A 23,922-nucleotide genomic window follows, 5' to 3' on the forward strand; every position below is an offset into this window, starting at 1 on the left:
GGGGAGTCGATGCGTTCCGATTCACAGTGGAAGAACCCGGTGATCCGTTGGGTCGACGATCGTCTACCGATCTTCACGTATATGGACCACGAGTATCAACAGTTTCCGATGCCGAAGAACCTGAACTATTTCTGGAACTTCGGTGCGCTCGCCTCGATTGTCCTGGTGGTTATGGTCGTGACCGGGATCATTCTTGCGATGCAATACACGCCGCATGTCGATCATGCCTTTGAAAGTCTGGAGCGTATCCGGCGCGATGTGAATTACGGTTGGCTGATCCAGTACATTCACATGAACGGGGCGTCGATGTTCTTCATCGTCGTTTATATTCATATGTTCCGAGGCCTATATTACGGTTCCTACAAGGCGCCGCGAGAGCTGTTATGGATGCTGGGTGTCGTTATCCTGCTCCTGATGATGGCGACGGCATTTATGGGCTACGTGCTGCCCTGGGGCCAGATGAGCTACTGGGGCGCGACGGTCATCACCAACCTGTTCTCGGCCATTCCCATCGTCGGCGACGGGATCGTGACATTGCTGTGGGGCGGGTTTTCCGTGGAAAATCCGACGCTGAACCGGTTTTTCTCGCTGCATTACCTGCTGCCGTTCGTCCTGTTTGCGGTGGTCGGGCTGCATGTGGTGGCGTTGCATGTCTCGAAATCGAACAATCCCGACGGGATCGAGATGAACGGGCCGCAGGATTCGGTGCCGTTCCATCCGTATTTCACGGCCAAGGATTCGGTCGGAGTGGGTGTCTTCCTGTTGGTTTTCGCCTTCTTCGTGTTCTACGCACCTAATTTCTTTGGCGAACCGGACAATTACATCGAAGCGAACCCGCTGCAGACGCCGCCGCATATCGTGCCGGAATGGTATTTCCTCCCCTTCTACGCGATCTTGCGGTCGATTGATTTTGACGTACTGTTCATTCCGGCGAAGCTGATGGGCGTGCTGATGATGTTCGGATCGATCCTGATCCTGTTCATTCTGCCCTGGCTGGACACGGCGAAGGTTCGCAGCGCGAAATACCGGCCGATCTACAAGTTCGTGTTCTGGGTCTTCGTCATCGATTGTCTGGCTCTGGGATGGTGCGGGGCGCAACCGGCGGAGGGCATTGCGCTGATCGTCAGCAAGGTATCGACCTTCTACTATTTCTTCCATTTCCTGATTGTGATGCCGGTGCTTGGCAAGATCGAGACGCCTTTGCCGGTGCCGACAAGTATCAGTCAGGCCGTCACCGGCGGCGGTGGCGGCGCCGCAGCAGGGTCTACGGCTGCCAAGATGGAGAAATCGTAATGCGCAAGGCGATTGTTACCCTGATCTCGGCGGCGGTGTTCGGTGCGGCCGGCCAGGCCATGGCTGTTGGCGGAGTCGAAATTCCAGAACAGGACTGGTCGTTCGAAGGCCCGTTTGGAACATATGACCGGGCGTCGGCTCAGCGCGGCTTGCAGATATACAAGGAAGTCTGCGCCGGCTGTCACAGCCTCAACATGCTCTATTACCGGAACCTGATGGATATCGGATACAGCGAGGCGGCAGTCAAGGCGTTTGCCGCCGAACACGAAGTCCAGGACGGACCGAATGACGAAGGCGAAATGTTTATGCGGCCGGCCCTGCCGTCCGACCGTTTGGTGAAACCGTTTGCGAACGAACAGGCGGCCCGCGCGGCCAATGGCGGGGCGCTTCCGCCGGATCTTTCGCTTATGGTCGAAGCCCGTGTCGGTGGTCCCGATTATCTTTACGCATTGCTGACCGGTTATACCGATCCGCCTTCAGACGTAACGGTAATGGAAGGCATGAGCTACAATGCCTATTTCCCCGGGCACCAGATTGCAATGTCGCCACCTCTCTTCGAAGGTGGCGTCGAATTCGCCGACGGCACGGCGGCAACGGTGGAACAAATGGCAAGGGACGTCACGACCTTCCTCGCCTGGGCGTCGGAGCCGAATATGGAAGAGCGCAAGGCGATGGGATTCAAGGTGATGCTGTTCCTCATCGTATTCTGCGGGCTGCTGATTGCCGTAAAACGCAAGGTCTGGGCGAACGTCCACTAACACCCGGTCATTGCAAAATATTAAAGGGTCGCGAAGCAGTTCGCGGCCCTTTTTTTATTGGCTGTCCCGAATTGGCGGCAACGGTAAGTACAGAGGGGGGGAATCCGGCTCAAGAGGAGAGGGTCACATGGCGTGACCTGAGGGAGTGAACCGGATTCCCCGACCGGCCAGGCAGAAAGTGTGGCTAGCACCTTCGGTTACGCGCCCATGCCGGTTTCTTGGCTATTGTTCAACGTGTTGTCCGTTGCGGGCTCCTTTCGTCAATTCGACAGTATCGGGACCGTACCAACTGAATTATGCTAATGCAAGTGATTATCATTAACGAAAAAGAATAAATCTGGATTTATTGCCGTCCGGGGCCCGCACCGGGTTAAGGTGCTCCCGGGGGGAAACGGAATAGAGGAATGGGCGTATGAAACTGGGATTGATTCCGGCGGAATTCAGCGGTCGGTATACCATCGATATGGCGTTGGTCCGCGAAGCGGAAGACCTCGGTTTCGATTCGGTCTGGACGTCTGAATCCTGGGGGAACGATGCGGTAACCCCCGCATCCTGGATGCTGGCGCTGACAACCCGGCTGAAGGTGGGAACGGCGATCATGCAGATGCCGTCCCGGACGCCGGCCATGGCGGCGATGACGGCCATGACGCTGCATGACCTGTCCGGCGGCCGGTTCATACTGGGTATCGGGCCTTCCGGGCCGCAGGTTATCGAAGGATGGCACGGTGTTCCGTTCGGCAAGCCGATCGCCCGCACCCGCGAATATATCGACATCGTCCGCGCCATTCTCGCGCGTGAAACGCCGCTTGAGCATGACGGCGCGCATTACCAGATACCCTATCGGGGCGCGGGCGCTACCGGCCTGGGCAAGCCGTTACGCAGCATCATGCATGGCGATCCCGCCCTGAAAATCTATACAGCGGCGATTACGCCCGCCGGACTTCGCGTCGCCGCCGAAAAGGCGGATGGCGTATTCCCCATCTTCATGGACCCGGAAAAATTCAATGTTCTGGAAACGCCGTTGAACGAGGGCTTCGCGGCGGCGGGCCACGGCAAAACACTCGATAACTTCGATCTGGCGCCATTTGTCGCCATACAGGTCGGGAACGACCTGGATGCCTGCCGGTTGCCGATCAAGCAGAACATGGCGCTCTATATCGGCGGCATGGGGGCGCGCGACAAAAATTTCTATAACGATTATGCTGGAAAGCTGGGTTACGAAGCCGCCGCTGCAAAAATTCAGGACCTTTTCCTGGCCGGAAAAAGAGCTGACGCAGTAGCTGCTGTCCCCGATTCGCTTGTCGATGCCGTGGCGCTGGTCGGTCCAAGGGAACGTATCGTCGAACGTCTGTCCGTCTGGAAAGACGCGGCGGCAAGAGGCCAGGTCACAACCCTGGTCGCACGACGCCCCTCCCGGGAGGCAATGCGGATCCTTGCGGAGACGCTGCTTTAACCGGGCAAGCGGACATCGCCCGGAAAAATCGCCTTTTCCGCCACAACCTCGACCGCCACCAAAGATAGCGAAAATGGAAACTTGCTCGTAAATAGATTGACCTGCGGTCAAAAAGCCGGACGATAGCAGAATCGTTGGCTGGAATTCCGGCCGATCACAAAGCCGGTTTTCAACGCCTGTGCAACACGTCGAAATACCGTTTGAGGTTGAAACCCATTCCTATCGCTGGATAGTGCTGGGCGGCGTCTGGCTGCTCTATTTCAGTTTCGGCCTGATCGCCGCCGGCATGGCGCCGATCGTGCAACCGATAAGCGCCGAACTGGGTCTCGACTATGCCCAAATGGGCTTCATCATGGGCGCGTGGCCCCTGCTCTATATCGTCTCGGCGATACCCTGCGGCACGCTTCTGGACCGAATCGGCCCGGGACGCGCGCTGCTGATCGGCATAGCATTCATTGCCGCGTCCGGCGCGTTGCGCGGCGCGGCTACCGGAGAGTACAGCCTGTTCCTTGCCGTCGCCGTTTTTGGCATGGGGGGCCCGATAATATCGGTCGGCGCGCCCAAACTGGTCAGCCTGTGGTTTGCATCGGCGGAACGCGGGCTGGCAATGGGGATATATATGACGGGGGCCAGCCTCGGCGCGGTGTCCGGTGTGGCGTTGACCAATAGCGTATTCCTGCCGCTGATGAATGGCGACTGGCGCGCGGTCATGTTCTGTTACGCCGGATTCGCCATTGCGTGCGGCGCCGTATGGTTGCTGGTCAATCTGAACCTGACCTGTCGGTCCGTGGAGGGCCGGTGCGAACAGGTCACCCAAGCGTCATCGTTTGAAAACGTCACCGCTCTCTTGCGCCTGCCGTCGCTGCGCCTGGTCCTGCTATTGGGAATGGGCATCTTTTTCTTCAATCAGGCGCTGGGAAACTGGTTACCGGAAATCCTGCGCAGCCGGGGCATGGCGCCTGCCGAAGCCGGGTTCTGGGCCGCAGTTCCGACAGCAATCGGCATTATCGCCGCCCTGACAATTCCCCGCTTCGCCACCGGTAGCCGTCGCATTCCGATCCTGGCGCTGGTGTTCCTGTCGGCCGCGGGGGCGACATTGCTGCTGCGCGCCGACCCGGGTCCGATACTGCTCTCCGGGCTGATACTTCAAGGCATTGCCCGCGGCGCCATGACGACGACAACGATGCTGCTGTTGATCGAACTTCCCGGCATCGACAGCCGGAAAACCGGTCTAGCGGGGGGAATGTTCTTTTCCGCCGCCGAAATCGGCGGCGTGCTTGGCCCCGCGACGATCGGTTACGTCTCGCATGCGACGGGCGGATTTTCGATGCCGTTGTTCTTGATGACAGTGGACGCCACCGTAATGCTGGTGTTGCTGTTCTTGCTCATGGGAACAATGCGCCGGACAGCGATACGACTGTAAATGAGGCGCCCCGGGCAGGGGATCCGGGGGAGGGATTGTCCGGGGCGCCAATGACGGTTGCCCGCCTATTATCGATTAAGATGGGGTCTCTTGCACCTCCTGCAAAGAGGTCGCCAAAAAAATATACAATTAGATATTGCAGTCAGCGCCGTGGCGGATTCAGCCTTGCCGCTTCCGCCATCAGGGTGACCGCCGCATCCTGTTTGGTGCGCACCGTCAAACCGGTAGCCTCGCATTCATCCCAGGCCTTGTAGCGCTGCCTGATGCGCGCCGGCGGCCCGACCAGCGCCTTGGCGTCGACCCATTCGTCGGGCACTGCTTCGGCGGCTTCCTGTTTGCGGCCGTCGAGATACAGTTCCTGAATCCGGTCGGCGGCGTCGGCATAGCCCCGGCGGATCATCATCTCCTTGTGGAAGTTCTTGTCCTTGTGGCCCATCCCGCCGATATACAGCGCCTCGCGCGGTTTCAGCCGGTCCAGCGCCGCCTGCACATCCTCGTCTATTTCCACATGCACCGAAGCCTGAATTTCGAAATTGTGGAATCCCTTGCCGTTGCCGGCCCGCTCGAACCCCTGCTCCAGCCAGCCCCTGTATTCGTGGAAGGTGCCGGGCGCGTATCCCAGCGGGATCCAGCCATCGGCGATTTCGCCGGTCAGGCGGACAGTCGCTTCGTTGCCCGATCCGATATAAATGGGAATATCCGGATTCATGTGCAGGATGGATTGCAGCGGCTTGCCGACGCCCAGCGCACCCTCACCGGTATAGGGCAGGCTGATCTGCTTGCCGTCATGGGTGACGGGCGCTTCGCGGCGGAATACCTGGCGCATGATCGCGACGTAATCCTTCAGCCAGTAATAGGGGCGGCCCCAGGGCTGTCCGTACCAGCCTTCGACGATCTGCGGACCGGAAACGCCCAGGCCGGCAATGAACCGCCCGCCGCCCGCCATGGCGTCGATGGTGCCTGCGCTCATCGCCGCATTCGCGGGCGACCGGGCCGATACCTGCATGATGGCGGTACCCAGCTTGATGCGCGACGTCACCGCCGCCAGATAGGCCAGCGGCGTGACCGCGTCCGACCCGTAAGCCTCCGCCGTCCAGACCGAGTCGTAACCCAGCCGTTCGGCAAGTTGCACACGCTCGACCGGCAGTTCCATGGTGGGGCCGGAATATCCGACGGAAAGGCCCAGTTTCATGCCCTTTTCCTTCGCGTCAGCTACTCTTGAGCCAGTTGGCGGACTGCTGCTTGTATTCGGCGGCGCGGGTGACCTGGTCCATCAGCTCCCTGCCGGCAACGCCCTTCAGTTCCTTCGGCGGCGTACCGTCGCGCAGCGCCTTCAGCGTATTGTAAACCGCCTGCACCCCCGCCATGATCGGCATATGCCCCTGCAGGGCGATCCGGACACCTCGCGCGCCGAGGTATTCCTTGTCGCTCAACGCATCGTTGATGCTGCCGAGAAAGATCGGGATATTGAGCGCTTCGGAAATCGCATCCAGCTGATCGCGGGTGTTGACGCCGGTGAAGAATACGGCATCGACGCCCGCCGCTTCATAGGCCTTGCCCCGGGCGATCGCGTCTTCCAGTCCTGTGATGGAAACAGCACTGGTGCGTCCCGCGATGACGAGGTTCGGGTCCTGGCGCCCGGCGAGCGCCGCCTTCATCTTGCCGACGCCTTCATCGATGGAAATCATCGTCTGGCCGCTGGCGCCGTAGGGCGTGGGCAGGACAGTGTCTTCGATCGTCATGCCCGCGACGCCGGCGGTCTCCAGTTCCTCCACCGTGCGTTTCACGCTCAGTGCATTGCCGTAGCCATGATCCGCATCCACCATCAGCGACAGGTTCCCGGCGCGGTTGACCCGGTAGGCCTGCGCCGCGAATTCGGTCAGGGTAAGGACGATCAGGTCGGGGGCGCCGAGCACGGAAAGCGAACCGGTGGATCCCGCGAGCATGCCGACCTCGAATCCCAGATCCTCGGCTATCCGCGCGGAAATGGCGTCGTAGACGGATCCCGGATGAACGCATTTGTCGCCATTGATAAGTTTCCGAAATCGCTCACGTCTGTCGGTCCAGTTCATCTGTCGGCCTCTCCCGTCCATGTTGCAAAAACATCGCCTTTCATAACGGCGATGTCATTCGGGCTGCACGTTATCACCCGAATTCAGCGCAAACCAGTGCCGTGCCGCACCGGCCCGCTTGGCGCTTGCCGCTACCCCGCCGCATCCATTACGGTTGCGCTGCGGCGGACGGTTCTGTCCGGTTGCGACAATCGGAAATCAGGGGGGCTGCGGGATGCGTTGTGAGGTCGTCGCTATCGGTACGGAACTGCTGCTGGGGCAGATTGTCGATACAAATTCGGCATGGATCGGTGAACAACTGGCGCTGGCCGGGATCGATTCGCTGTACCAGACCAAGGTCGGCGACAATTTCGATCGCATGGTGTCGACCATCCGTCACGCGCTGGAACGCAGCGATGCAGTGATCTGCTGCGGCGGGCTGGGGCCGACCCAGGACGATATCACCCGCGAGGTCATCGCCCATATCATGGGAGTGCCGCTGGAGCGCGACGAGACCATTGTCCAGAAAATCCGGGATTATTTCGAAGGGCGCGGCCGGCCGATGGCGGAAAACAACAAGCGGCAGGCCGATATCCCGGTTGGTGCGTCGATCATCGCGCAGATGCCCGGCACGGCCCCGGGCCTTGTGGCGCCCGTTGGAAACAAGGTCATCTACGCGACCCCCGGCGTGCCGCGCGAAATGCATGAAATGATGCTGGGGACGATTCTGCCCGACCTGCAGCGCCGTTCCGGCCTTGCCTCGGTGATCCGCAGCCGCGTCATCCGCACCTGGGGCAACAGCGAATCCGGCCTCGCCGAGGTTCTCGCCGACCGGATCACGGAGCTGGATACCATCGGCAATCCGACGCTGGCGTTCCAGGCGAGCGGTATCGAAGGCATCAAGGTCCGCATTACCGCCAAGACGGGCGATGAGGCGACAGCGAAGAAGATACTGGATGAGGAAGAGGCCCGTATCCGCGCCATGCTGGGGAACATCATCTTCGGACTCGACGACGAGTCGATGGAATCCGTTGTCCTCCAACGATTGCGGGCGCGCGGACTGACGCTGGCCGCGGCGGAAGCGATTACCGGCGGCGTCCTGGTGGAGCGCATGAGTACGCTGGACCCCGCCATGGCGACTTTCCGCGGCGCCATGATATCCGCCCGCTTCGACGATGCGGCGTCCTATGGTATATCCGGCGCGGAACGGGCCAAAAGATCGGCGCGCTTTGTCCGGGACGAATTCGAAACCGATATCGGTATTACCGTCAACCTGGCGCAGGAAGGGGAAGGCGAGCGCCCGAACACCGCCTTCCTGCATATCGCGACGAAGGACCACGATTTCGGCATGGCGACGACCCTGCCCGGCGACCGCTACAGGCTGCGTACCTTCGGGGTCATTGAACTGCTGAACTACCTGCGCAAGACCCTCGACGCGCAATAAACCCTACCAGCCCAGGTCGCTGCGGATTTTCGCGAATTGTTCGAGCTGCCTTTCGCCGTCTCCGGCAAAGCGCAGCACAAAATATTCAACCCCGGCATCGGCGTATCCGGCCAGCCATTCCGCCGCACCCGCGGCTGATCCCGCATAGATCGCGGAGCGCTTTTTCATAACCTCCGGCGGGCGGTTGTAATAATGCTCGAAGAAGGTATCGAGCCGTTCGACGGCGCGGGCTTCAGTTTCGTCCAGGGTCACCGTCACGTAGCAGGCGCCGGTGACGTCTGCCGGGTTGCGTCCGGCTTCTTTCGCAAACGCCTGAACTTTTCCGAAATCGGCCTCCCAGCCCGCCGCGGTCGGGGTGGACGGGAACCAGCCGTCGAATTCGCCGCCGGCACGCTTCATCGCGGCCTCGACCGAACCGCCGATCCAGATCGGCGGCCCGCCGGGGCGCGACGGCGTCGGGGCCAGCACGCCCTGCCGGACCGGCCAGCGACCGTCCCAGTCGACCGGCTCACCGGTCCACAGCGCCCGGCACAGGCGCAGCCCTTCCAGCATCGTGCCGACGCGCTTTTCGAAGGGGACGCTGGCGGCGGCAAATTCCGCGCGGATATTGGGCACGTCCGTCGCGATGCCGACGCCAAGGATCAGCCGGCCTTCGGATATCTGGTCGACCGTGGCAACCTGATGGGCCAGCATGACCGGGTTGCGCAGCGCCGGTAACAACACGGCGGTGCCGAGTTCGACATGCTTTGTCCGCGCGGCGACACCGGCCAGCAGCGAGATCGGTTCGTGACGGGGACGCGCCAGCACCGAATCGCCGACCCAGATGGAATCATAGCCAAGGTCTTCTGCTTTTTCGGCCGCGGCCAGCATGGACGCGACTTCCGGCCTGCCTTCCATGATCCGTTCGCGGGTTGGCAGCAGGTAGCCGAGCTTCGGAGCCATGGCGAATTCCTCGTATTGGTTGCGGTTGCCCTATTCTTGCCGGGCGGGACTGTCCGGTCCAGCCGTGAAGGCAAATCCTTCATCGGCCCATCCGGTCATCCCGCCGATCATTTCCTTCACCGGGCGGCCCAGCCGCGCCAGGCGGAGCGCCGCCCTGTTGGCGCCGTTGCAATGCGGTCCGGCGCAGTAGACGACAAACAGCGTCTCCGGGGGCCATTCCGCCATGCGACGCTCCGTCATCTTGCCATGCGGCAGGTTGACGGCGCCGGGAATATGGGATTTTGCGAACAGGGCCGGGCTGCGCACATCCAGCAGCACGAAATCCGCCACGCCGCGCGCCATGCTGTCCTGAACGTCCCAGCAATCGGTTTCAAATGCCAGCCGCGCCTCGAAATGGCGCAGGGCATCGGACGACGGCGCGGCCGGAATTTCCGATACGGGGCTTGCCATGGGCATCTCCTCAAAGCCAGTGAATTCGTCGAACACACATACCCGACCTTGTGGTTGTGTGCCAGCCAGCGGCAGCGGCGTTCAATGCGGTTAGCGGTTGTAGGCTCGCGCTATCTGGAATAGAAAGTCGTCGATGGGGCCATATATTCAAATAAGTCACACAAATATCGACGTGTGCGGGAACGGTTGCGGGCGCAAAAATGGACCAGGAGAATATGGCAAAGGGTAAGGTTGAAGCACCTGTTGAAGTATATGACGATATGTATGAAAGCGAAACAGCATACAGCCGTCCATACAACAAGTCCCTATATTACCCTATGTTTCTGAAAGTACTGGAAGAGTTAAAGCGGCTTTCCACGACAAACGTCCTTGAAGTCGGATGTGGCGGCGGCATTTTCGCGCAAATGCTTATCGAGCACTCGGATATTCAGTATCGAGGCTTCGATTTCAGCGTGAACGGCATTAAAAAAGCCATGGAACGGAATGCGGGATCCGATTTGTTTTCGATCGGAAACGCGCTGGATGAGGCTAGTTATTTCGGACCATTTGATACGATTGTCTGCACTGAAGTTCTTGAGCATATTGAACGCGATCTGGATGTCGTGCGTCTATGGCCACACGGCGTTAATTGCGTCTGCAGCGTCCCCAACTTTGACTACCCCACACACGTCAGGGTTTTTAAAGATGAAAGCGACGTGTTAAATCGGTATGGAGAACTGATCGACATCGACAGCATTACTCGGGTTGCCCGGCCATTATTTAAGGGTCAGACATTGCAAGGATACTTTCAGGAGTTGCGCTGGAAACGCGATAAGCCTGCACGTTTTCTGGCGATGCTTGGATACAAGGTATTCGAGAATTACGCGGGGTGGTTCGTTTTTTCGGGCAAAAGAAAATAGCTGTATGGAAAGCGTGGACAGTGATGGTATTGCCTGACTGTTGCCGCGCAGACGGCTCTACTCTTCCGGACCCAGCAGGATGAAGATCGAATGTCGCAATTGGCCGGTCACCGATTTCGACAAATGCCCCTTGCCCGTCGTGTCCTCGACCAGAATCACCTCGCCGGCGCCGATTTCCCGAACCTCTCCGTCACTCGCGGTGATCTGCACGCCGGCATCCAGATTGACGATATATTGCCGCCAGGGCGCTGGATGCCAGTCGAGGTCGTAGTCACCCGGTGTCTCGCGGAAGATGATGCATTCTACCGGTATCCTGTCCGAAAGCCGGCTCGTGCGCCGCTTTGACGTCCACTCGACCTCGATATCGCGAAAATGCGATTCGCCATTTTCGTCCGCGTAAATATTGTGAATCCGCATGGTTTCCCCCAAAGACCGATTTTCCGTTCCCGCGACGTTAACAGGCAGCTTTCGGCTTACCTATGCCCGGTCCGCAAGATGCGCCGTACAGCAACCGTGCGGACCTGCCGTAAGATCGCCAAAGCCTGCGATTCAGCCGCCGGCGACTCCCTGGGTGTTGACGAAGACGGCATAGAGCGACTGGCTGGCGGCCATGAACAGCCGGTTGCGGTGCAGGCCGCCGAAGCACACATTGGCGCAGCGTTCCGGCAGGGCGATGCGGCCGATCTTCGCCCCGTCCGGGGCAAAAACCAGCACACCGTCCCGTTCGGGGCTGCCCATGCCCCAGCCGCACCACAGATTGCCGTCCATGTCGCAGCGCATGCCGTCGGGCGTGCCGCCGGGGCCGGCATCGATATGCACCCGCTTGCCGGATAGCGTCCTGCCGTCCGGCCCGACATCATAGGCGAGGATCTTGCGGGTCGGTTCGCCGCGCGATTCCACGATATGCAGGATCGATTCGTCGGGCGAAAAACACAACCCGTTCGGGCCCAGCACGTCGTCGGCAACGATCATCGCCTGTCCCGTTTCGGTATCGAGCCGGTATACGGCCTGCCGGTTTTCCGATTCCGCCCTGTGGCCTTCGTAATTGCCCAGGATGCCGAAGACTGGGTCGGTGAACCAGACCGAGCCATCGGATTTCACCACCACGTCGTTCGGCGAATTCAGCGGCTTGCCCTGCCAGGAATCCATCAGCACGGAGATCGTGCCGTCATGTTCGGTGCGGACCATGCGGCGGCCGCCATGCTGGCAGGTGACCAGCCGGCCCTGCCGGTCGCGGGTGTTGCCGTTGGAAAAATCGGTCGGACGGCGGAACACGCTGACCGCGCCGGTTTCCTCCTCCCATTTCAGGATGCGGTTATTGGGAATATCGCTCCACAGCAGGTAGCGGCCATCGCCAAACCAGACCGGACCTTCCGACCAGCGGCACCCCGTGTACAGCCGCTCCACCGGGGCGTTGAAGATGGCGTATTGCCGGAAGCGTTCGTCCAGGACCTCTATCGCGGGGTCCGGGTATCGCGGAAGGTCGCGCCAGCCCGCGCTGGGATTGGCGCCTGGCATCAGCCGCCTTCCACGCCCTGCGTATTCACGTATACGGCATAGAGCGACCGGCTGGCCGCCATGAACAGCCGGTTGCGTTTCGCGCCACCGAAACAGACATTGGCGCAGCGTTCCGGCAGCGAGATATGGCCGATGGGGTCGCCGTCCGGCGCGAAGATTCGCACGCCGTCCTCTTCGGCGTTTCCCATACCCCAGCCGCACCACAGATTGCCGTCGATGTCGCAGCGCATGCCGTCCGGCGTGCCGGTGCCGGCATTGATGAAGGTCCGCTTGTTGGCAATGGATTTGCCATCGACCGAAACGTCATACGCCAGCAGCTTTCGTGTCGGATTGCCGCGGGATTCGACTACGTAAAGGATGCTCTCATCGGGCGAAAAGCATAGCCCGTTCGGTCCGGCGATATCGTCCGCCAGAACAGTAACCGCACCGGTCTGCCCGTCGATCCGGTAAATCCGCTCCGGCAATTCCTGTTCGCCCTTGATCCCGGTGTAATTGCCGAGGATCCCGAAAGGCGGGTCGGTGAACCAGATCGATTCATCGGATTTGACCACGACATCGTTGGGGGAGTTCAGTTGCTTGCCCTCGAAACGGTCCATCAGTACCGTTATGGCGCCGTCGAATTCGGTGCGGGTAACCCGGCGGCCGCTGTGTTCGCAGGTGATCAGCCGACCCTGCCGGTCGCGCGTATGACCGTTGGCATGGCCGGCCGGCGACCGATAGACGCTGACATGGCCGGATTCCTCGTCCCATTTCATGATCCGGTTATTGGGAATGTCGCTCCACAGCAGATGGCGGGCATCGCCGAACCAGACCGGGCCTTCGGAAAACCGGCCGCCGGTATGCAGCCGTTCCACAGCGGCGCTGAAGATCGTGTATTTGCGGAACCGCTCGTCGAGGACGATGATGGCGGGGTCGGGATAGCGGGGAAATTCGCGCCACCCGGCGCTGAGGGGGGTGTCTGACGGCATTTGAATTGTTTCCCGGGTTGATTGCAGAAGCGGTGCGTAGCCTATGCCGCAAAACCTTTGCGCGGCAAGTTATGGTGTTCCTGCGGGCGTATGCAGCGTACAAAACATCCGGGCAAACACATCAGGAGTACGCAGCATGCCGCGCCACATGCCGGACAAGGCTTACAGGAACACCAAATTTCTGGACAGCCGGGACGGGCGCGTCCTGCGCATCATCGCGGAATATCTGGAGCCGCAAAAACGGCTGCGCGAGGCGGGAATCGAGGACACTATCGTCTTTTTCGGATCGGCGCGCACACTGCCGCGCGAGATTGCAGAAGACAGGCTCGCGACGCTGAAATCCACGAAAGGCGCTGTCGCAGGGGAAATCAAATTAGCCGAACGGGCGGTGGAGATGTCCCGTTATTACGAGGCCGCGCGGGAGATGTCCTACCGCCTGACCAAATGGGCGGCCGCCCTGGCCAGCAGCGTGGGCATATCCGGACACCGGTTTTCGGTGGTGACCGGCGGCGGCCCCGGTATCATGGAAGCGGCCAACCGGGGCGCGGCGGAAGCGGGCGGACGCACAATTGGCATGAATATCTCGCTGCCCTTCGAGCAGTATCCCAACGACTATATTTCCGACGGCCTGGCGTTCGAGTTTCATTACTTCTTCATGCGCAAGTTCTGGCTGGTTTATATGGCGAAGGCTGTGATCGTGATGCCAGGAGGGTTCGGCACGCTGGACGAATTCATGGAAATCCTGACACTGGTACAGACCGGGAAGCTGCGCCGCAAATTGCCCCTGCTGTTGTTCGGTTCCGAATACTGGCGGAACATCATGCAACTGGAAAAAATGGCGGATTACGGTACGATCAATTTCGAGGACCTGACGCTGTTTCATGTAACGGATTCAGTTGACGAGGCCTGCGACTGGCTGCAAAGCCAGCTTGCCGAATGGGCGGTGGATCATCCGGGTGCGGGCCTGACCGACAATGTCGAGCATGTCGGCAAACTCGATTAGCGCACAATTGACCATCTGGTTCGGCCGGGTGCACAGTTCCTGCAACTGGTAATGGAAAGCCTTGACGGGAGGAAAATGCGATGGATACGGATACCCTGAATTTTACCATCCAGGACTACGAATATGTGCGCCATGGCGATCGCGGGCTGGCGTTGCGGCTATACCGCCCGGCGGGACCGGGACCGTTCCCTGTTGTGATCGACCTGCATGGCGGCGCCTGGACGAATGGCGACCTTTCGGAATGCAGGGATCGCGATGAAGTGCTGGTGAATGCCGGCCTCGCGGTCGCGGCGCTGGATTTCCGCCAAGCATCCGACGGCTATCCTACGTCGTCAGTTGACGTCAACACGGCCATCCGCTGGCTGAAGGCGCGTGCCGGCGAACTGAAGCTCGACCCGGACCGGGTTGGCATTACGGGGCAGTCCAGCGGCGGGCATCTGGCGATGCTGGCGGCGATGCGGCCGGCGGACCCGCGCTATTCGGCGATAGATATCGGCGTCGGCGGCGTGGACGCCCGGGTGCAGTGCGTCGGGATGACCTGGCCGGTGATCAACCCTATCTCCCGCTATAACCATGCGAAGCGCCAGCGGTCCGGCGCAAATCCGCCGGCCTGGGTCGGCGATATCCCCGAACGCCATGACGCCTATTGGGGGACAGAAGCCAATATGGTCGAGGGAAACCCGATGCTGGCGCTGGAGCGGGGCGAGAAAGTGGAAACGCCACCGGCGATCTGGATCCAGGGGCGGCCCGACCCGGTGCATGATTACCGCGATCCCGACTCGCCGCTGGACCTCAACGAACCGGAACGGTTTGCGGCCAATTACCGCAAGGCGGGCGGGGAGATCGAGGTGCTGTACATCGAACAGGCGACGCGGTCGTCCAACACCTCATCTGACCCGCTGGCGGCGTTCTTCCGCCGGCACCTGTTCTAATCTTCGTCCCCCGGCAGGGTGAGGTTCGCGTTGCGGGCATAGATCTTGGCGACGGCCGAATCGTCCTCGCGCCCGAACCCCGCCCCGCTGGCGGCGACGAACTGCTGCAGGGCAGCGGCGGTAAGGGGCGCGGAAAATTTCGCCGCATGGGCGACGTTGCCGACGATGCCCAGATCCTTCACGAAGATGTCGACCGCCGAATGCGGCGTGTAGTCGCCGGCCACGATATGGGGCACCCGGTTTTCGAACATCCATGACGTACCGGCGCATTTCGAGATGACGTCCAGCACGGTCGCGGGCGCGATTCCCTGCGACATGCCGAATGTCACGGCTTCCGCCGCCGCCGCGATGTGAATTCCGGCGAGCATCTGGTTGACGACCTTCAGGGCGGAGCCGGTGCCGGCGTCGTCGCCAAGCCGGAACAGGGTTTCCGTGATGGCGTCCAGGGCCGGCGCGGCGCGGTCGAAGGCGCCGGGCGCGCCGGACGCCATCATGGACAGCCGTCCTTCGGCGGCGCGGACCGAGCCGCCGCTCATCGGCGCATCCAGATAGTCAATCCCCAGCGCCGCCAGCCGCGCCGACATGGCGCGCGCGAATTCCGGCGCAACGGTCGCGCAGGAAACGAAGACGGCGCCGTCCATCATGCTCTCGGCAATGCCGTTTTCTCCGAACAGCACGTCCTCGGTCTGCGCCGCGTTGACCACGACACAGATGACGGAATCCGACTGTGCGATGGCATCGTTTCGGGATCCGGCAAGCGCGCCTTTCGCGCGCAGTGAAGCTTCGCGCGCCGGGTCGATATCGAATCCCCAGACCCGCAGGCCCGCATTCAGCAGTGATTCAGCTATACCGTACCCCATTGACCCAAGGCCGATGACGACGGTGCTGTAATCGGATTGCGCGCTGGCATTCATGTGACGATTCCTGTTCTGGTGCGGGCGGGTGCAGGGCCACATTATAACAGACCGCCGGAATTTTGCCGCGAGGGCAAATCCCGAGCCGAATAAATCGTTTTGCGACGACGATCCGCACAAGCCCTATCGCTCGGCAAAAGCAGGCGCCGGATTTCTTTACAAACATGTCAATGTTCCGAACTTCCTTAATTGCCTGATATTAATTGAACTTCCGGGACAAGGAGCGCCGCCGCGCGGGAATTCGCGTGACAGGTGTCGGAAAAATTTACAATCGGTTCTCAAACGGTGTGTTTCATTGTTTGCAGCATATTGAAAGAATTAAAAAAACCGGGTTGGCGCGTAAATTGCTTGTAACGTAGTCGGATGGGGTGAGTTGTGTGGGATCCGGCGTTAATTTTGCGATAATCGTTTGTCCGGGGTTGTTGTGTCGACTCGCAGCTACTGCGGAGGATGGCGGCGCCATGTTGGATGGAGCCGGGATCGGGTCTTCAATTGACTTGTCTCCGCCATAATTTTCACGAAATGCCGCCCTTTTGTGCCGTCACGATCAATGCTGGGGTTAAGAGTCGCCAATAGAATGTCACCGATCACAGGACCGGCACAGTGATAGAGTTTTCGCAATGATCCCGCGTATCATAAAAGATTTCAAGCGTTCCACGAACGAGCCGAAAAAAATTGACGTCTTGCCTGCGGACCTGCGTGCCGGGCTGCGCTACGGCAGGCAAAAGGCATTGTTTGCGTACTGGGAGAAAATCAAGGGAGCATACCCTATGCCTTCCCGGGCGGATTTCGATCCTGTGGATATTCCAAAACTCCTGCCCTTTATCGGCCTGATCGATATTATTCAACCGGGCCCAATGTTTCGCTATCGCGTGGTCGGAACGGTAATGTCCGCGCGGTTCAGCCAGCCCCAGGATGGCCGGTTTGTTCAGGAGGCGACCACGCCGGACTACGGCGCCTATCTCGTGCGGGTCTACACTCTGCCCTACCGGCTGAAAACCCCGGTTCATATTACCGAGCGGACGGGCTTTTCAATGGGTTATGAGGAAATCTACTCGCGTCTGATGCTGCCGTTGGGCCGGGACCGGAAGACGCCGGATATGATTCTGTGTTCCGCCCTCAGCGATAATGCGGATTATCCGGAACTGGACAACACGATGTTGGATCCGCGCAGTGTCGCGGCGCTGGAAGTGGTGGCGCTGAAAGTCGCCTGACGCTGCGTGTAATGTGAATCTGATTCATCTTATTGAAGATACCGAAATTTTACAGGGTTAGTGGGATCCTGTCGTGGTTCCATATGAACCTGATGTGCTATGGTGCAGGAACGCCCGGTAGACGGGGTTTTCGGTTTCCGGCCAGTGGCGATATCCCGTCGCGGTCAAAAATTTGCGGAATTCCGGCATTTCCGACCGGGGCACCTGCAGGCCGCACAAGACCCGCCCGAAAGCGGCGCCGTGATTGCGGTAATGGAACAGGCTGATGTTCCAGCGCCCGCCCAGATGGGTGAGGAAGTTCAGCAGGGCGCCGGGTCTTTCGGGAAACTGGAAACGGTACAGCACTTCGTTGTCCAGGCCGTTCGGGCTGCCGCCGATCATGTACCGGATATGCAGCTTGGCCGTATCATTATCGGTGAGGTCGACGACCGGATAGCCGCCCTTGTGCAGCGCTTCCAGAATGGCCGCCTTCTCGGTCTCGCCGCTGTTCAGGCGCACGCCGACAAATATCTGCGCCTCGGTCCGGTCGGCATAGCGGTAATTGAATTCGGTCACGGACCGTTTACCCAGAATGCTGCAGAATTTGCGGAAGCTGCCGGGCCGTTCCGGAATCGTCACGGCAAACAGGGATTCGCGGTTTTCACCCAGTTCGGCGCGTTCCGCGATATGGCGCAACCGATCGAAATTGACATTGGCGCCGCTGTTGATCGCGACAAGCGTCTTTCCCTTCAGCCCGTGTTCGGCTGCGTACTTCTTCAATCCCGCGGTGGCGAGCGCGCCTGCAGGTTCGGCAATGCTCCGGGTATCCTCGAACAGATCCTTGATCGCGGCGCAAATTTCATCGACGCCCGCCAGAACCATGCCGTCGACCAGCTTGCGGGCCATGCGGAAGGTTTCCTTGCCGACCTGCCGTACGGCAACGCCATCGGCGAAAATGCCGACTTCGTCCAGGACGACGCGACGGCCCTTTTCCAGCGACCGGGTCATGGAGGCGGCGTCGACAGGTTCGACGCCGATGATTTTGATCTCTGGCCGCAGCGCCTTCACATAGGCGGCGATGCCGGCAATCAGGCCGCCGCCGCCGACGGGCACGAAAATAGCGTCGATGTCGCTGGTGCACTGGCGCAGGATTTCCATGCCGACGGTGCCTTGTCCTGCAATCACATGCGGATCGTCATAGGGGTGCACGAAAGTCTGCCCCCTGGCCGCGGCGATTTCCAGTGAACGAAGATAGGCGTCCTGGTAGTCGTCGCCATGCAGCACGATGCGCGCTTTCAGTTTATCGACCGCCTGCACCTTGATGTCCGGCGTTGTGCGCGGCATCACTATAGTTGCGGGGATGCCCAGTCGCTGCGCGGCCAGCGCCACCCCCTGCGCATGATTCCCCGCCGAGGCCGCGATGACGCCGGCTGTACGCTCCGCTGCCGTCAGGTTCATCATCTTGTTGTAGGCGCCGCGCAGCTTGAAGGAAAAAACCGGCTGCAGATCCTCCCGCTTGACCAGTACCGTATTGCCCAGCCGCTGGGAAAGGGATCGCAACTCGTCCAGCGGCGTTTCCCGGGCCACGTCATAGACACGTGCGTTGAGGACGTCGTTCAGATATCGTTTTGGCACGGAACAGAATGCCTTTCATACTGCCGGATGATTGCACACTATTGGCGCGGACGGGCGAGCCATAATGGGTGAAGGCTGACTTATCAAGATTTGCATTCGATATTAGCCTGTCGCTTTGCGGTCCCGCATGGCGGGCACGTCATTCAGGAAGGGGAAACGGGGCATGCCGATTCGCACCAAAGTTACCGAGATGCTCGGGATTAACCACCCGGTCCTGCTGGCGCCGATGGCCGGTGTTGCCGGCGGCGCACTTGCCGCGGCGGTCAGCAATGCCGGCGGGCTGGGCATTATCGGCGGCGGCTATGGCGACAGGGACTGGCTGACCCGGGAATTGGCGGCGGCCGGCAATGCGCCGGTGGGCGTCGGCTTCATCGGATGGTCGCTCGACAAACAGCCCGCACTGCTGGACCTGGCGCTGGACCACGCGCCCCGGGTGCTGTTCCTGTCGTTCGGTTCGTTCAGGGAATACGGCGCGAAAATCGCGCTATCGACGGCACGGATGATCGTGCAGGTACAGTCGGTCGCACAGGCGCGCGAAGCCGTGGCGGATGGCGCGGATATTGTCGTGGCGCAGGGAACCGAAGCCGGTGGACACGGCAGCAGCCGGGCGACCCTGCCGCTGGTGCCGGCGGTTATCGATGCGATCGGCGATGTGCCGGTCATCGCGGCAGGCGGGATCGCGGACGGCCGCGGGCTTGCGGCGGCGCTCATGCTTGGGGCTTCGGCCGTATTATGCGGCACCGCGTTCTTCGCCAGCCGGGAGGCCCTGTCGCATCCCAATGCGAAGCAGGCAGCCGTTGCCGGGTCGGGGGATAATACGCAGCGCAGCGCGGTATTCGATATCGCGCGCGGCATCGACTGGCCGGCGCAGTGGAGCCTGCGAACCCTGCGCAACCGGTATTCGGAACAATGGGTGGACGATACCGAAACACTGCGGAAGCATGTGGCGCGGGAGAAAACGCGCTACGCGCAGGCGGCCGAGGAAGGCGATACCGATATTGCCGCGGTTATCGTGGGCGAAGGCGTCGATCTTGTCCGCGCCAGCGAACCGGCTGCGGAAATCGTCAGCCGAATCGTATCCGATGCCGAACGACTGCTCGGCGATGCAGGACGTTTCCTGGCGCCACGTTCATGATCGAACAACCGATCCTGCCGGCGCCAATACGGAGGCAATACGCACGGAACCGGTACGGGCGGGAAACCCCCCGGTCGGCAATCCATATCGGAGGGCGAGCATGACCGATACGGGCAAGGTAGAAGACGGATCGTGGGATGTCATTGTCCTCGGCGCGGGCGCCGGGGGTATGGCGGCGGCAATCGTTGCGGCGCGCGAGGGATTGCGGGTCCTTGTCCTTGAAAAAACCGGCCTTATCGGCGGTACGACAGCTTTTTCCGGCGGTATGGTCTGGGTGCCCAATAATCTGAAAATGGCGGCAATCGGGCTGACGGACAGCACGGAGGCGGCGGATCGCTATCTGACCGCGACGGCCGGACCCGGTGACAGCCTGAGGCAAGCCTATATCGCCCACGCGCCGGAAGCGATTGACTATCTGGACCGCAACAGCGCCGTCAACCTGGTGCCGCTTGCCTTCTATCCCGATTATTATCCGGACGAACCGGGCGCGACGATCGGCGGGCGGGTGATGGAGCCGTTGCCCTTCGATGCGAACATATTAGGCAGCACGTTCAAGTTGCTCCGCGCGCCGCTGCCGGAATTCACCCTTCTGGGTGGTATGATGGTGGCGAGGCCGGACATCGTTCACTTCCGCGGCATCTTCAAATCGCTCCGTTCGGCGTTGCGCGTCGGTCAACTGGTATTGTCCTACGCGGTGGAACGAATCCGCTATCACCGCGGAACCCAACTGGTGCTGGGCAACGCGCTTGCGGCACGGCTGCTAAAGTCGCTGATCGATCTCGGCGTTCCGATCCGGCGTCATACCGACGTTCGCCGACTGGTCATGCGGGATGGCAGGGTTGCGGGCGTCGAAATCGCCTCCGGGGGCGGTTCGACCGTCCTGATGGCGCACCGGGGCGTGATTTTGGCAACGGGCGGGTTTTCCCATAACGGCGAGATGCGCGAAAAACGCCTGCCCGGCGAGGCGGGACCCGTTTCGGCTACGGCGGAGGGCGCGACCGGCGACGGGCTGCGTCTTGGCCAGGAAGTCGGCGGCGACCTGCCGGCGGATAACCCGAACGATGCGTTCTGGGTGCCGGCATCGACTTTTACCCGGCGCGACGGCAGCCTGGGGGTCTACCCGCATACAGTGACTGATCGGGGAAAACCCGGCATGTTCGCGGTCAATGCGGCGGGCCGGCGGTTCACCAATGAATCCAATTCCTATCACGAATTTGTCCATGCGATGTTCCGCGCCGCCAATGACAGCCCGGCGATTCCGGCCTGGCTGATCTGCGACCGGCGTTCGCTGTGGCAATACGGGCTCGGCGCGGTCAAGCCGATGTGCCTGAACATCGCGCCCTACCGGCGCAGCGGATATCTGAAGGAGGCCGGCACGCTGGCCGAACTGGCGGATATTATCGGCGTCAACGCCGATGCGCTGCAGGAAACCGTCACGACCTATAATCGGGACGCGGCAACAGGCGAGGACACGCAGTTCGGCCGGGGCGGAAACGCCTATCATCGCTATGTCGGCGATCCCGCGAACCAGCCGAATCCCTGCATGCGCCCGGTGGAATCACCGCCGTTTTACGCCGTGGCGCTCGTGCCGGCGGATCTCGGCACGGCGGCGGGGCTGCGGACCGGCCCGAATGCAGAGGTGCTCGACGCGGCGGGCCAACCGGTGCCCGGCCTCTATGCCTGCGGCAACGATATGAATTCGATCATGAACGGCAGCTATCCGGGGCCCGGTATCACGCTTGGCCCGGCGCTGGTCTTCGGCTATCTGGCGGCGATGAATCTGGTCCGTGGCGGCAGGCCGCCCGGTTGACGACGGTTACGCCACGGCCAGCAGATAGACGATACCCAGCACCACAAGCAGCATGCCGACCAGTTCACCGCGCGATGATCTTTCCTTGAAGAACAGCATTGAGATGGCGAGGGTAAAAATGAACTCGATCTGCCCCAGCGCCTTGACGTAGGCGGCGTTCTGCATCGTTACGGCCGTGAACCAGCCGATTGAGCCCGCCGTGCTCATGCCGCCGACGAAGGCGCCGACTTTCCATTGTTGCGCCATGATGGGGAACTGTTCGCGCTGTGTGGCAAACAGGTAGACGCCCAGCATGACGCATTGCGTGACGATCAGCGTCACCAGGGTGAGCGCCGCCGGATAGGCATAGGTGTCGAGCCGCAGCGACAGGCTGGCTTCGCGGATAAACAGTACCGCCAGCGCGAAACCAAGTCCGGAACCAAGCCCGACGGCGGCGGGCCGGTTCAGCAGTCGACCGATCAGCCCGCCGCCCTGGTCCAACCCGGTGCGAACGACGGTGATCATAACCACACCGGCGACACTTACGCCGATGGCAAGCCAGCCCTGCAGGCTGATCGTCGCGCCAAACGCCAGCGCGCCGACGACGGCGGTCAGGAAGGCTTCCGTTCGGGCATAGGTCGTGCCGACGGCAAAGTTGCGTAAGGAGAACAGATAGACCAGCAGCATCGTCGCGACGATCTGGCTGACGCTGCCGGCCAGGCAGTAGACGAAAAAAACCGGCGGGAATTCGGGCAGGGGCGCGCCCTCCCACTGCATCACGATTGCCAGATAGACAGCCGCAAATGGCAGCCCGTAAACGAATCGCACGAGGGTGACGCCCAGGGTCGACAGATGTTGCGTCAGGTGCTTCTGGCCACCGGTTCGCAGCGCCTGCGATCCCGCTGCCAGAAACGTCAGGTATACCCAACCCCAGCTTTCAACCATCGAATTCCCCCTAGATCAGATCATGGATTGTTGGAATCGCCTTCGGCGATCCAACAGCCGTGTGAATCTGATCTATCTTATTGAAGATGCTGTAATGGGCAAATTTTACTCATAAAAGGCAACGCCCTGCAAAACCGCATGTCCTGGAGATTGCCAGGGGAATACCGACTTTCCGGTACTCCTATCTCGAATTCACGGGAACTGGCAAAGGATCAAATTTCACCCTACCATGAACGATATTCATATGATGGGGAAAGGCCGACATCGTGCGCACGAATCTGCCGCCGCTGAATGCCCTGCGGACATTCGAGGCGGCGGCCCGGCTCCTGAACTTCAGCCGCGCCGCGGATGAACTGAATGTGACGCCATCCGCGGTCAGCCATCAGATCCGCGATCTGGAGGACAGGGTCGGGGTCGCGCTGTTTCGCCGCAACCGGAAGACCCTGCTGCTGACCGAGGCCGGCCAAATCCTGCTGCTGGGCGTACAGTCCGCGCTTGGCGTGCTGGCGCGCTCGATGGACGAACTGCACGCGCTGACCCATACGCCGGTTCTGACCGTGTCGGTGCCGCCGTCGGTCGCCATGAAATGGCTGGTGCCGCGCCTGCAGACGTTCCGCAAACAGCATCCCGATATCGACGTGCGGATATCGACCGATATCGAGTTGCCGAATCTCGGTTCCGGCGATGTGGATATCGCGGTGCATTACGGTGATGGCGACTATCCGGACCTGGTGGCGGAACTGCTGGTGGCGAATTCCGTGGCGCCGATGTGCAGCCCGGGCATGCTGGAAGCCGACCCGCCCCTGCGCCGGCCGGAAGACCTGCGCCATTTCACGCTGCTGCATGATATCGGCGGCGACGAAGCAGGCAATCCCGCCTATGACTGGGAAACCTGGTTGGCGGAACATGGCGTCGCCAATGTCGACGCGTCGCTGGGGCTGCGGTTCAATACGTCTGCCGATGTGCTGAATGCGGCGGTGGCGGGCGCGGGCGTCGCCATCGGCAAGACGGCGCTGGCGGTGGACGACCTCAGATCCGGCCGGCTGGTCTGTCTGTTCGGCGCGATCGTGCCGGAGCGCTCGGCCTATTACGTCGTCCGCGCCCCCGGCAAGGCGGTGCACGCGAAAACCGCCCCGTTCCGCGACTGGCTGTTCAGTGAATTTGCCGCCAATTGACC

General features: G+C 61.0%; 22 protein-coding genes. 12 read left to right on the forward strand and 10 right to left on the reverse strand.

Annotated features, from left to right (window positions below):
• Positions 1–9: 9 nt before the first annotated feature.
• From WD767_14710 to WD767_14725, 4 genes are all read left to right on the forward strand, one after another.
• Positions 10–1,293: a cytochrome b N-terminal domain-containing protein gene (locus WD767_14710; protein MEX2617344.1), complete on the forward strand. Its 1,284-nt coding sequence runs from the start codon at positions 10–12 to the stop codon at positions 1,291–1,293.
• Positions 1,293–2,051, forward strand: coding sequence for a cytochrome c1 (locus WD767_14715; GenBank protein MEX2617345.1), 759 nt, complete (start codon positions 1,293–1,295; stop codon positions 2,049–2,051). The genes WD767_14710 and WD767_14715 overlap by 1 nt, the downstream gene beginning before the upstream one ends.
• Positions 2,052–2,463: 412 nt before the next feature.
• Positions 2,464–3,504 carry an LLM class F420-dependent oxidoreductase gene (locus WD767_14720; protein ID MEX2617346.1) on the forward strand — a complete coding sequence of 347 codons (1,041 nt, stop codon included), beginning with the start codon at positions 2,464–2,466 and terminating at the stop codon, positions 3,502–3,504.
• Between the two features lie 178 nt (positions 3,505–3,682).
• Complete coding sequence (locus WD767_14725) at positions 3,683–4,927, forward strand: MFS transporter (GenBank protein MEX2617347.1); 1,245 nt, start codon at positions 3,683–3,685, stop codon at positions 4,925–4,927.
• A 142-nt stretch (positions 4,928–5,069) separates the two neighbouring features.
• On the opposite strand, the gene WD767_14730 is transcribed toward WD767_14725, so the two are convergent.
• Together WD767_14730 and WD767_14735 are read right to left on the reverse strand one after the other, a co-directional pair.
• A complete protein-coding gene (locus WD767_14730; protein ID MEX2617348.1) occupies positions 5,070–6,119 on the reverse strand; it encodes an LLM class F420-dependent oxidoreductase in 1,050 nt (349 codons plus the stop codon).
• A gap of 16 nt (positions 6,120–6,135) precedes the next feature.
• Positions 6,136–6,999, reverse strand: coding sequence for an isocitrate lyase/PEP mutase family protein (locus WD767_14735; GenBank protein ID MEX2617349.1), 864 nt, complete (start codon positions 6,997–6,999; stop codon positions 6,136–6,138).
• 214 nt (positions 7,000–7,213) lie between these two features.
• Between WD767_14735 and WD767_14740 the strand changes: the two genes are divergently transcribed.
• Positions 7,214–8,422, forward strand: a complete 1,209-nt coding sequence (locus WD767_14740; GenBank protein ID MEX2617350.1) for a CinA family nicotinamide mononucleotide deamidase-related protein — start codon at positions 7,214–7,216, stop codon at positions 8,420–8,422.
• A gap of 3 nt (positions 8,423–8,425) precedes the next feature.
• On the opposite strand, the gene WD767_14745 is transcribed toward WD767_14740, so the two are convergent.
• Complete coding sequence (locus WD767_14745; GenBank protein ID MEX2617351.1) at positions 8,426–9,364, reverse strand: LLM class flavin-dependent oxidoreductase; 939 nt, start codon at positions 9,362–9,364, stop codon at positions 8,426–8,428.
• A gap of 30 nt (positions 9,365–9,394) precedes the next feature.
• Positions 9,395–9,814: a rhodanese-like domain-containing protein gene (locus tag WD767_14750; GenBank protein MEX2617352.1), complete on the reverse strand. Its 420-nt coding sequence runs from the start codon at positions 9,812–9,814 to the stop codon at positions 9,395–9,397.
• 215 nt (positions 9,815–10,029) lie between these two features.
• On the opposite strand from WD767_14750, the gene WD767_14755 reads away from it, so the two are divergent.
• Positions 10,030–10,713, forward strand: a complete 684-nt coding sequence (locus tag WD767_14755; GenBank protein MEX2617353.1) for a class I SAM-dependent methyltransferase — start codon at positions 10,030–10,032, stop codon at positions 10,711–10,713.
• Positions 10,714–10,770: 57 nt separating this feature from the next.
• On the opposite strand, the gene WD767_14760 is transcribed toward WD767_14755, so the two are convergent.
• From WD767_14760 to WD767_14770, 3 genes are all read right to left on the reverse strand, one after another.
• Positions 10,771–11,130, reverse strand: a complete 360-nt coding sequence (locus WD767_14760; protein ID MEX2617354.1) for a hypothetical protein — start codon at positions 11,128–11,130, stop codon at positions 10,771–10,773.
• 132 nt (positions 11,131–11,262) lie between these two features.
• Positions 11,263–12,231, reverse strand: a complete 969-nt coding sequence (locus WD767_14765) for an SMP-30/gluconolactonase/LRE family protein (GenBank protein MEX2617355.1) — start codon at positions 12,229–12,231, stop codon at positions 11,263–11,265.
• Positions 12,231–13,199 (reverse strand): SMP-30/gluconolactonase/LRE family protein, encoded by a 969-nt coding sequence (locus WD767_14770; protein MEX2617356.1) that lies wholly within the window; start codon positions 13,197–13,199, stop codon positions 12,231–12,233. The genes WD767_14765 and WD767_14770 overlap by 1 nt, the downstream gene beginning before the upstream one ends.
• A 136-nt stretch (positions 13,200–13,335) precedes the next feature.
• On the opposite strand from WD767_14770, the gene WD767_14775 reads away from it, so the two are divergent.
• Both WD767_14775 and WD767_14780 read left to right on the forward strand, forming a co-directional pair.
• Positions 13,336–14,202 carry a TIGR00730 family Rossman fold protein gene (locus WD767_14775; protein ID MEX2617357.1) on the forward strand — a complete coding sequence of 289 codons (867 nt, stop codon included), beginning with the start codon at positions 13,336–13,338 and terminating at the stop codon, positions 14,200–14,202.
• 80 nt (positions 14,203–14,282) lie between these two features.
• Complete coding sequence (locus WD767_14780) at positions 14,283–15,134, forward strand: alpha/beta hydrolase (protein ID MEX2617358.1); 852 nt, start codon at positions 14,283–14,285, stop codon at positions 15,132–15,134.
• Here WD767_14780 and ltnD read toward each other — a convergent pair.
• Entirely contained in the window at positions 15,131–16,090 is a 960-nt protein-coding gene (gene ltnD, locus WD767_14785; protein ID MEX2617359.1) for an L-threonate dehydrogenase, read from the reverse strand. The two genes, WD767_14780 and ltnD, sit on opposite strands and share 4 nt — an antisense overlap.
• Positions 16,091–16,668: 578 nt before the next feature.
• Between ltnD and WD767_14790 the strand changes: the two genes are divergently transcribed.
• Entirely contained in the window at positions 16,669–17,262 is a 594-nt protein-coding gene (locus WD767_14790; protein MEX2617360.1) for a PAS domain-containing protein, read from the forward strand.
• 57 nt (positions 17,263–17,319) lie between these two features.
• Here the strand turns inward: WD767_14790 and ilvA are convergent, their stop codons facing one another.
• A complete protein-coding gene (ilvA, locus tag WD767_14795) occupies positions 17,320–18,876 on the reverse strand; it encodes a threonine ammonia-lyase, biosynthetic (protein MEX2617361.1) in 1,557 nt (518 codons plus the stop codon).
• A gap of 163 nt (positions 18,877–19,039) precedes the next feature.
• On the opposite strand from ilvA, the gene WD767_14800 reads away from it, so the two are divergent.
• Together WD767_14800 and WD767_14805 are read left to right on the forward strand one after the other, a co-directional pair.
• Positions 19,040–20,011 (forward strand): nitronate monooxygenase, encoded by a 972-nt coding sequence (locus tag WD767_14800; GenBank protein MEX2617362.1) that lies wholly within the window; start codon positions 19,040–19,042, stop codon positions 20,009–20,011.
• Positions 20,012–20,111: 100 nt separating this feature from the next.
• On the forward strand, positions 20,112–21,821 hold the full coding sequence (locus WD767_14805; GenBank protein MEX2617363.1) for an FAD-dependent oxidoreductase: 1,710 nt from the start codon (positions 20,112–20,114) through the stop codon (positions 21,819–21,821).
• Positions 21,822–21,827: 6 nt separating this feature from the next.
• Here WD767_14805 and WD767_14810 read toward each other — a convergent pair whose 3' ends face one another.
• Positions 21,828–22,745 (reverse strand): DMT family transporter, encoded by a 918-nt coding sequence (locus tag WD767_14810; GenBank protein ID MEX2617364.1) that lies wholly within the window; start codon positions 22,743–22,745, stop codon positions 21,828–21,830.
• A gap of 266 nt (positions 22,746–23,011) precedes the next feature.
• Here WD767_14810 and gcvA point away from each other — a divergent pair, with 266 nt between their 5' ends.
• Complete coding sequence (gene gcvA, locus WD767_14815) at positions 23,012–23,920, forward strand: transcriptional regulator GcvA (GenBank protein MEX2617365.1); 909 nt, start codon at positions 23,012–23,014, stop codon at positions 23,918–23,920.
• Positions 23,921–23,922 lie beyond the last annotated feature (2 nt).

Source organism: Alphaproteobacteria bacterium (assembly GCA_040905865.1).
GTDB lineage: Bacteria > Pseudomonadota > Alphaproteobacteria > UBA8366.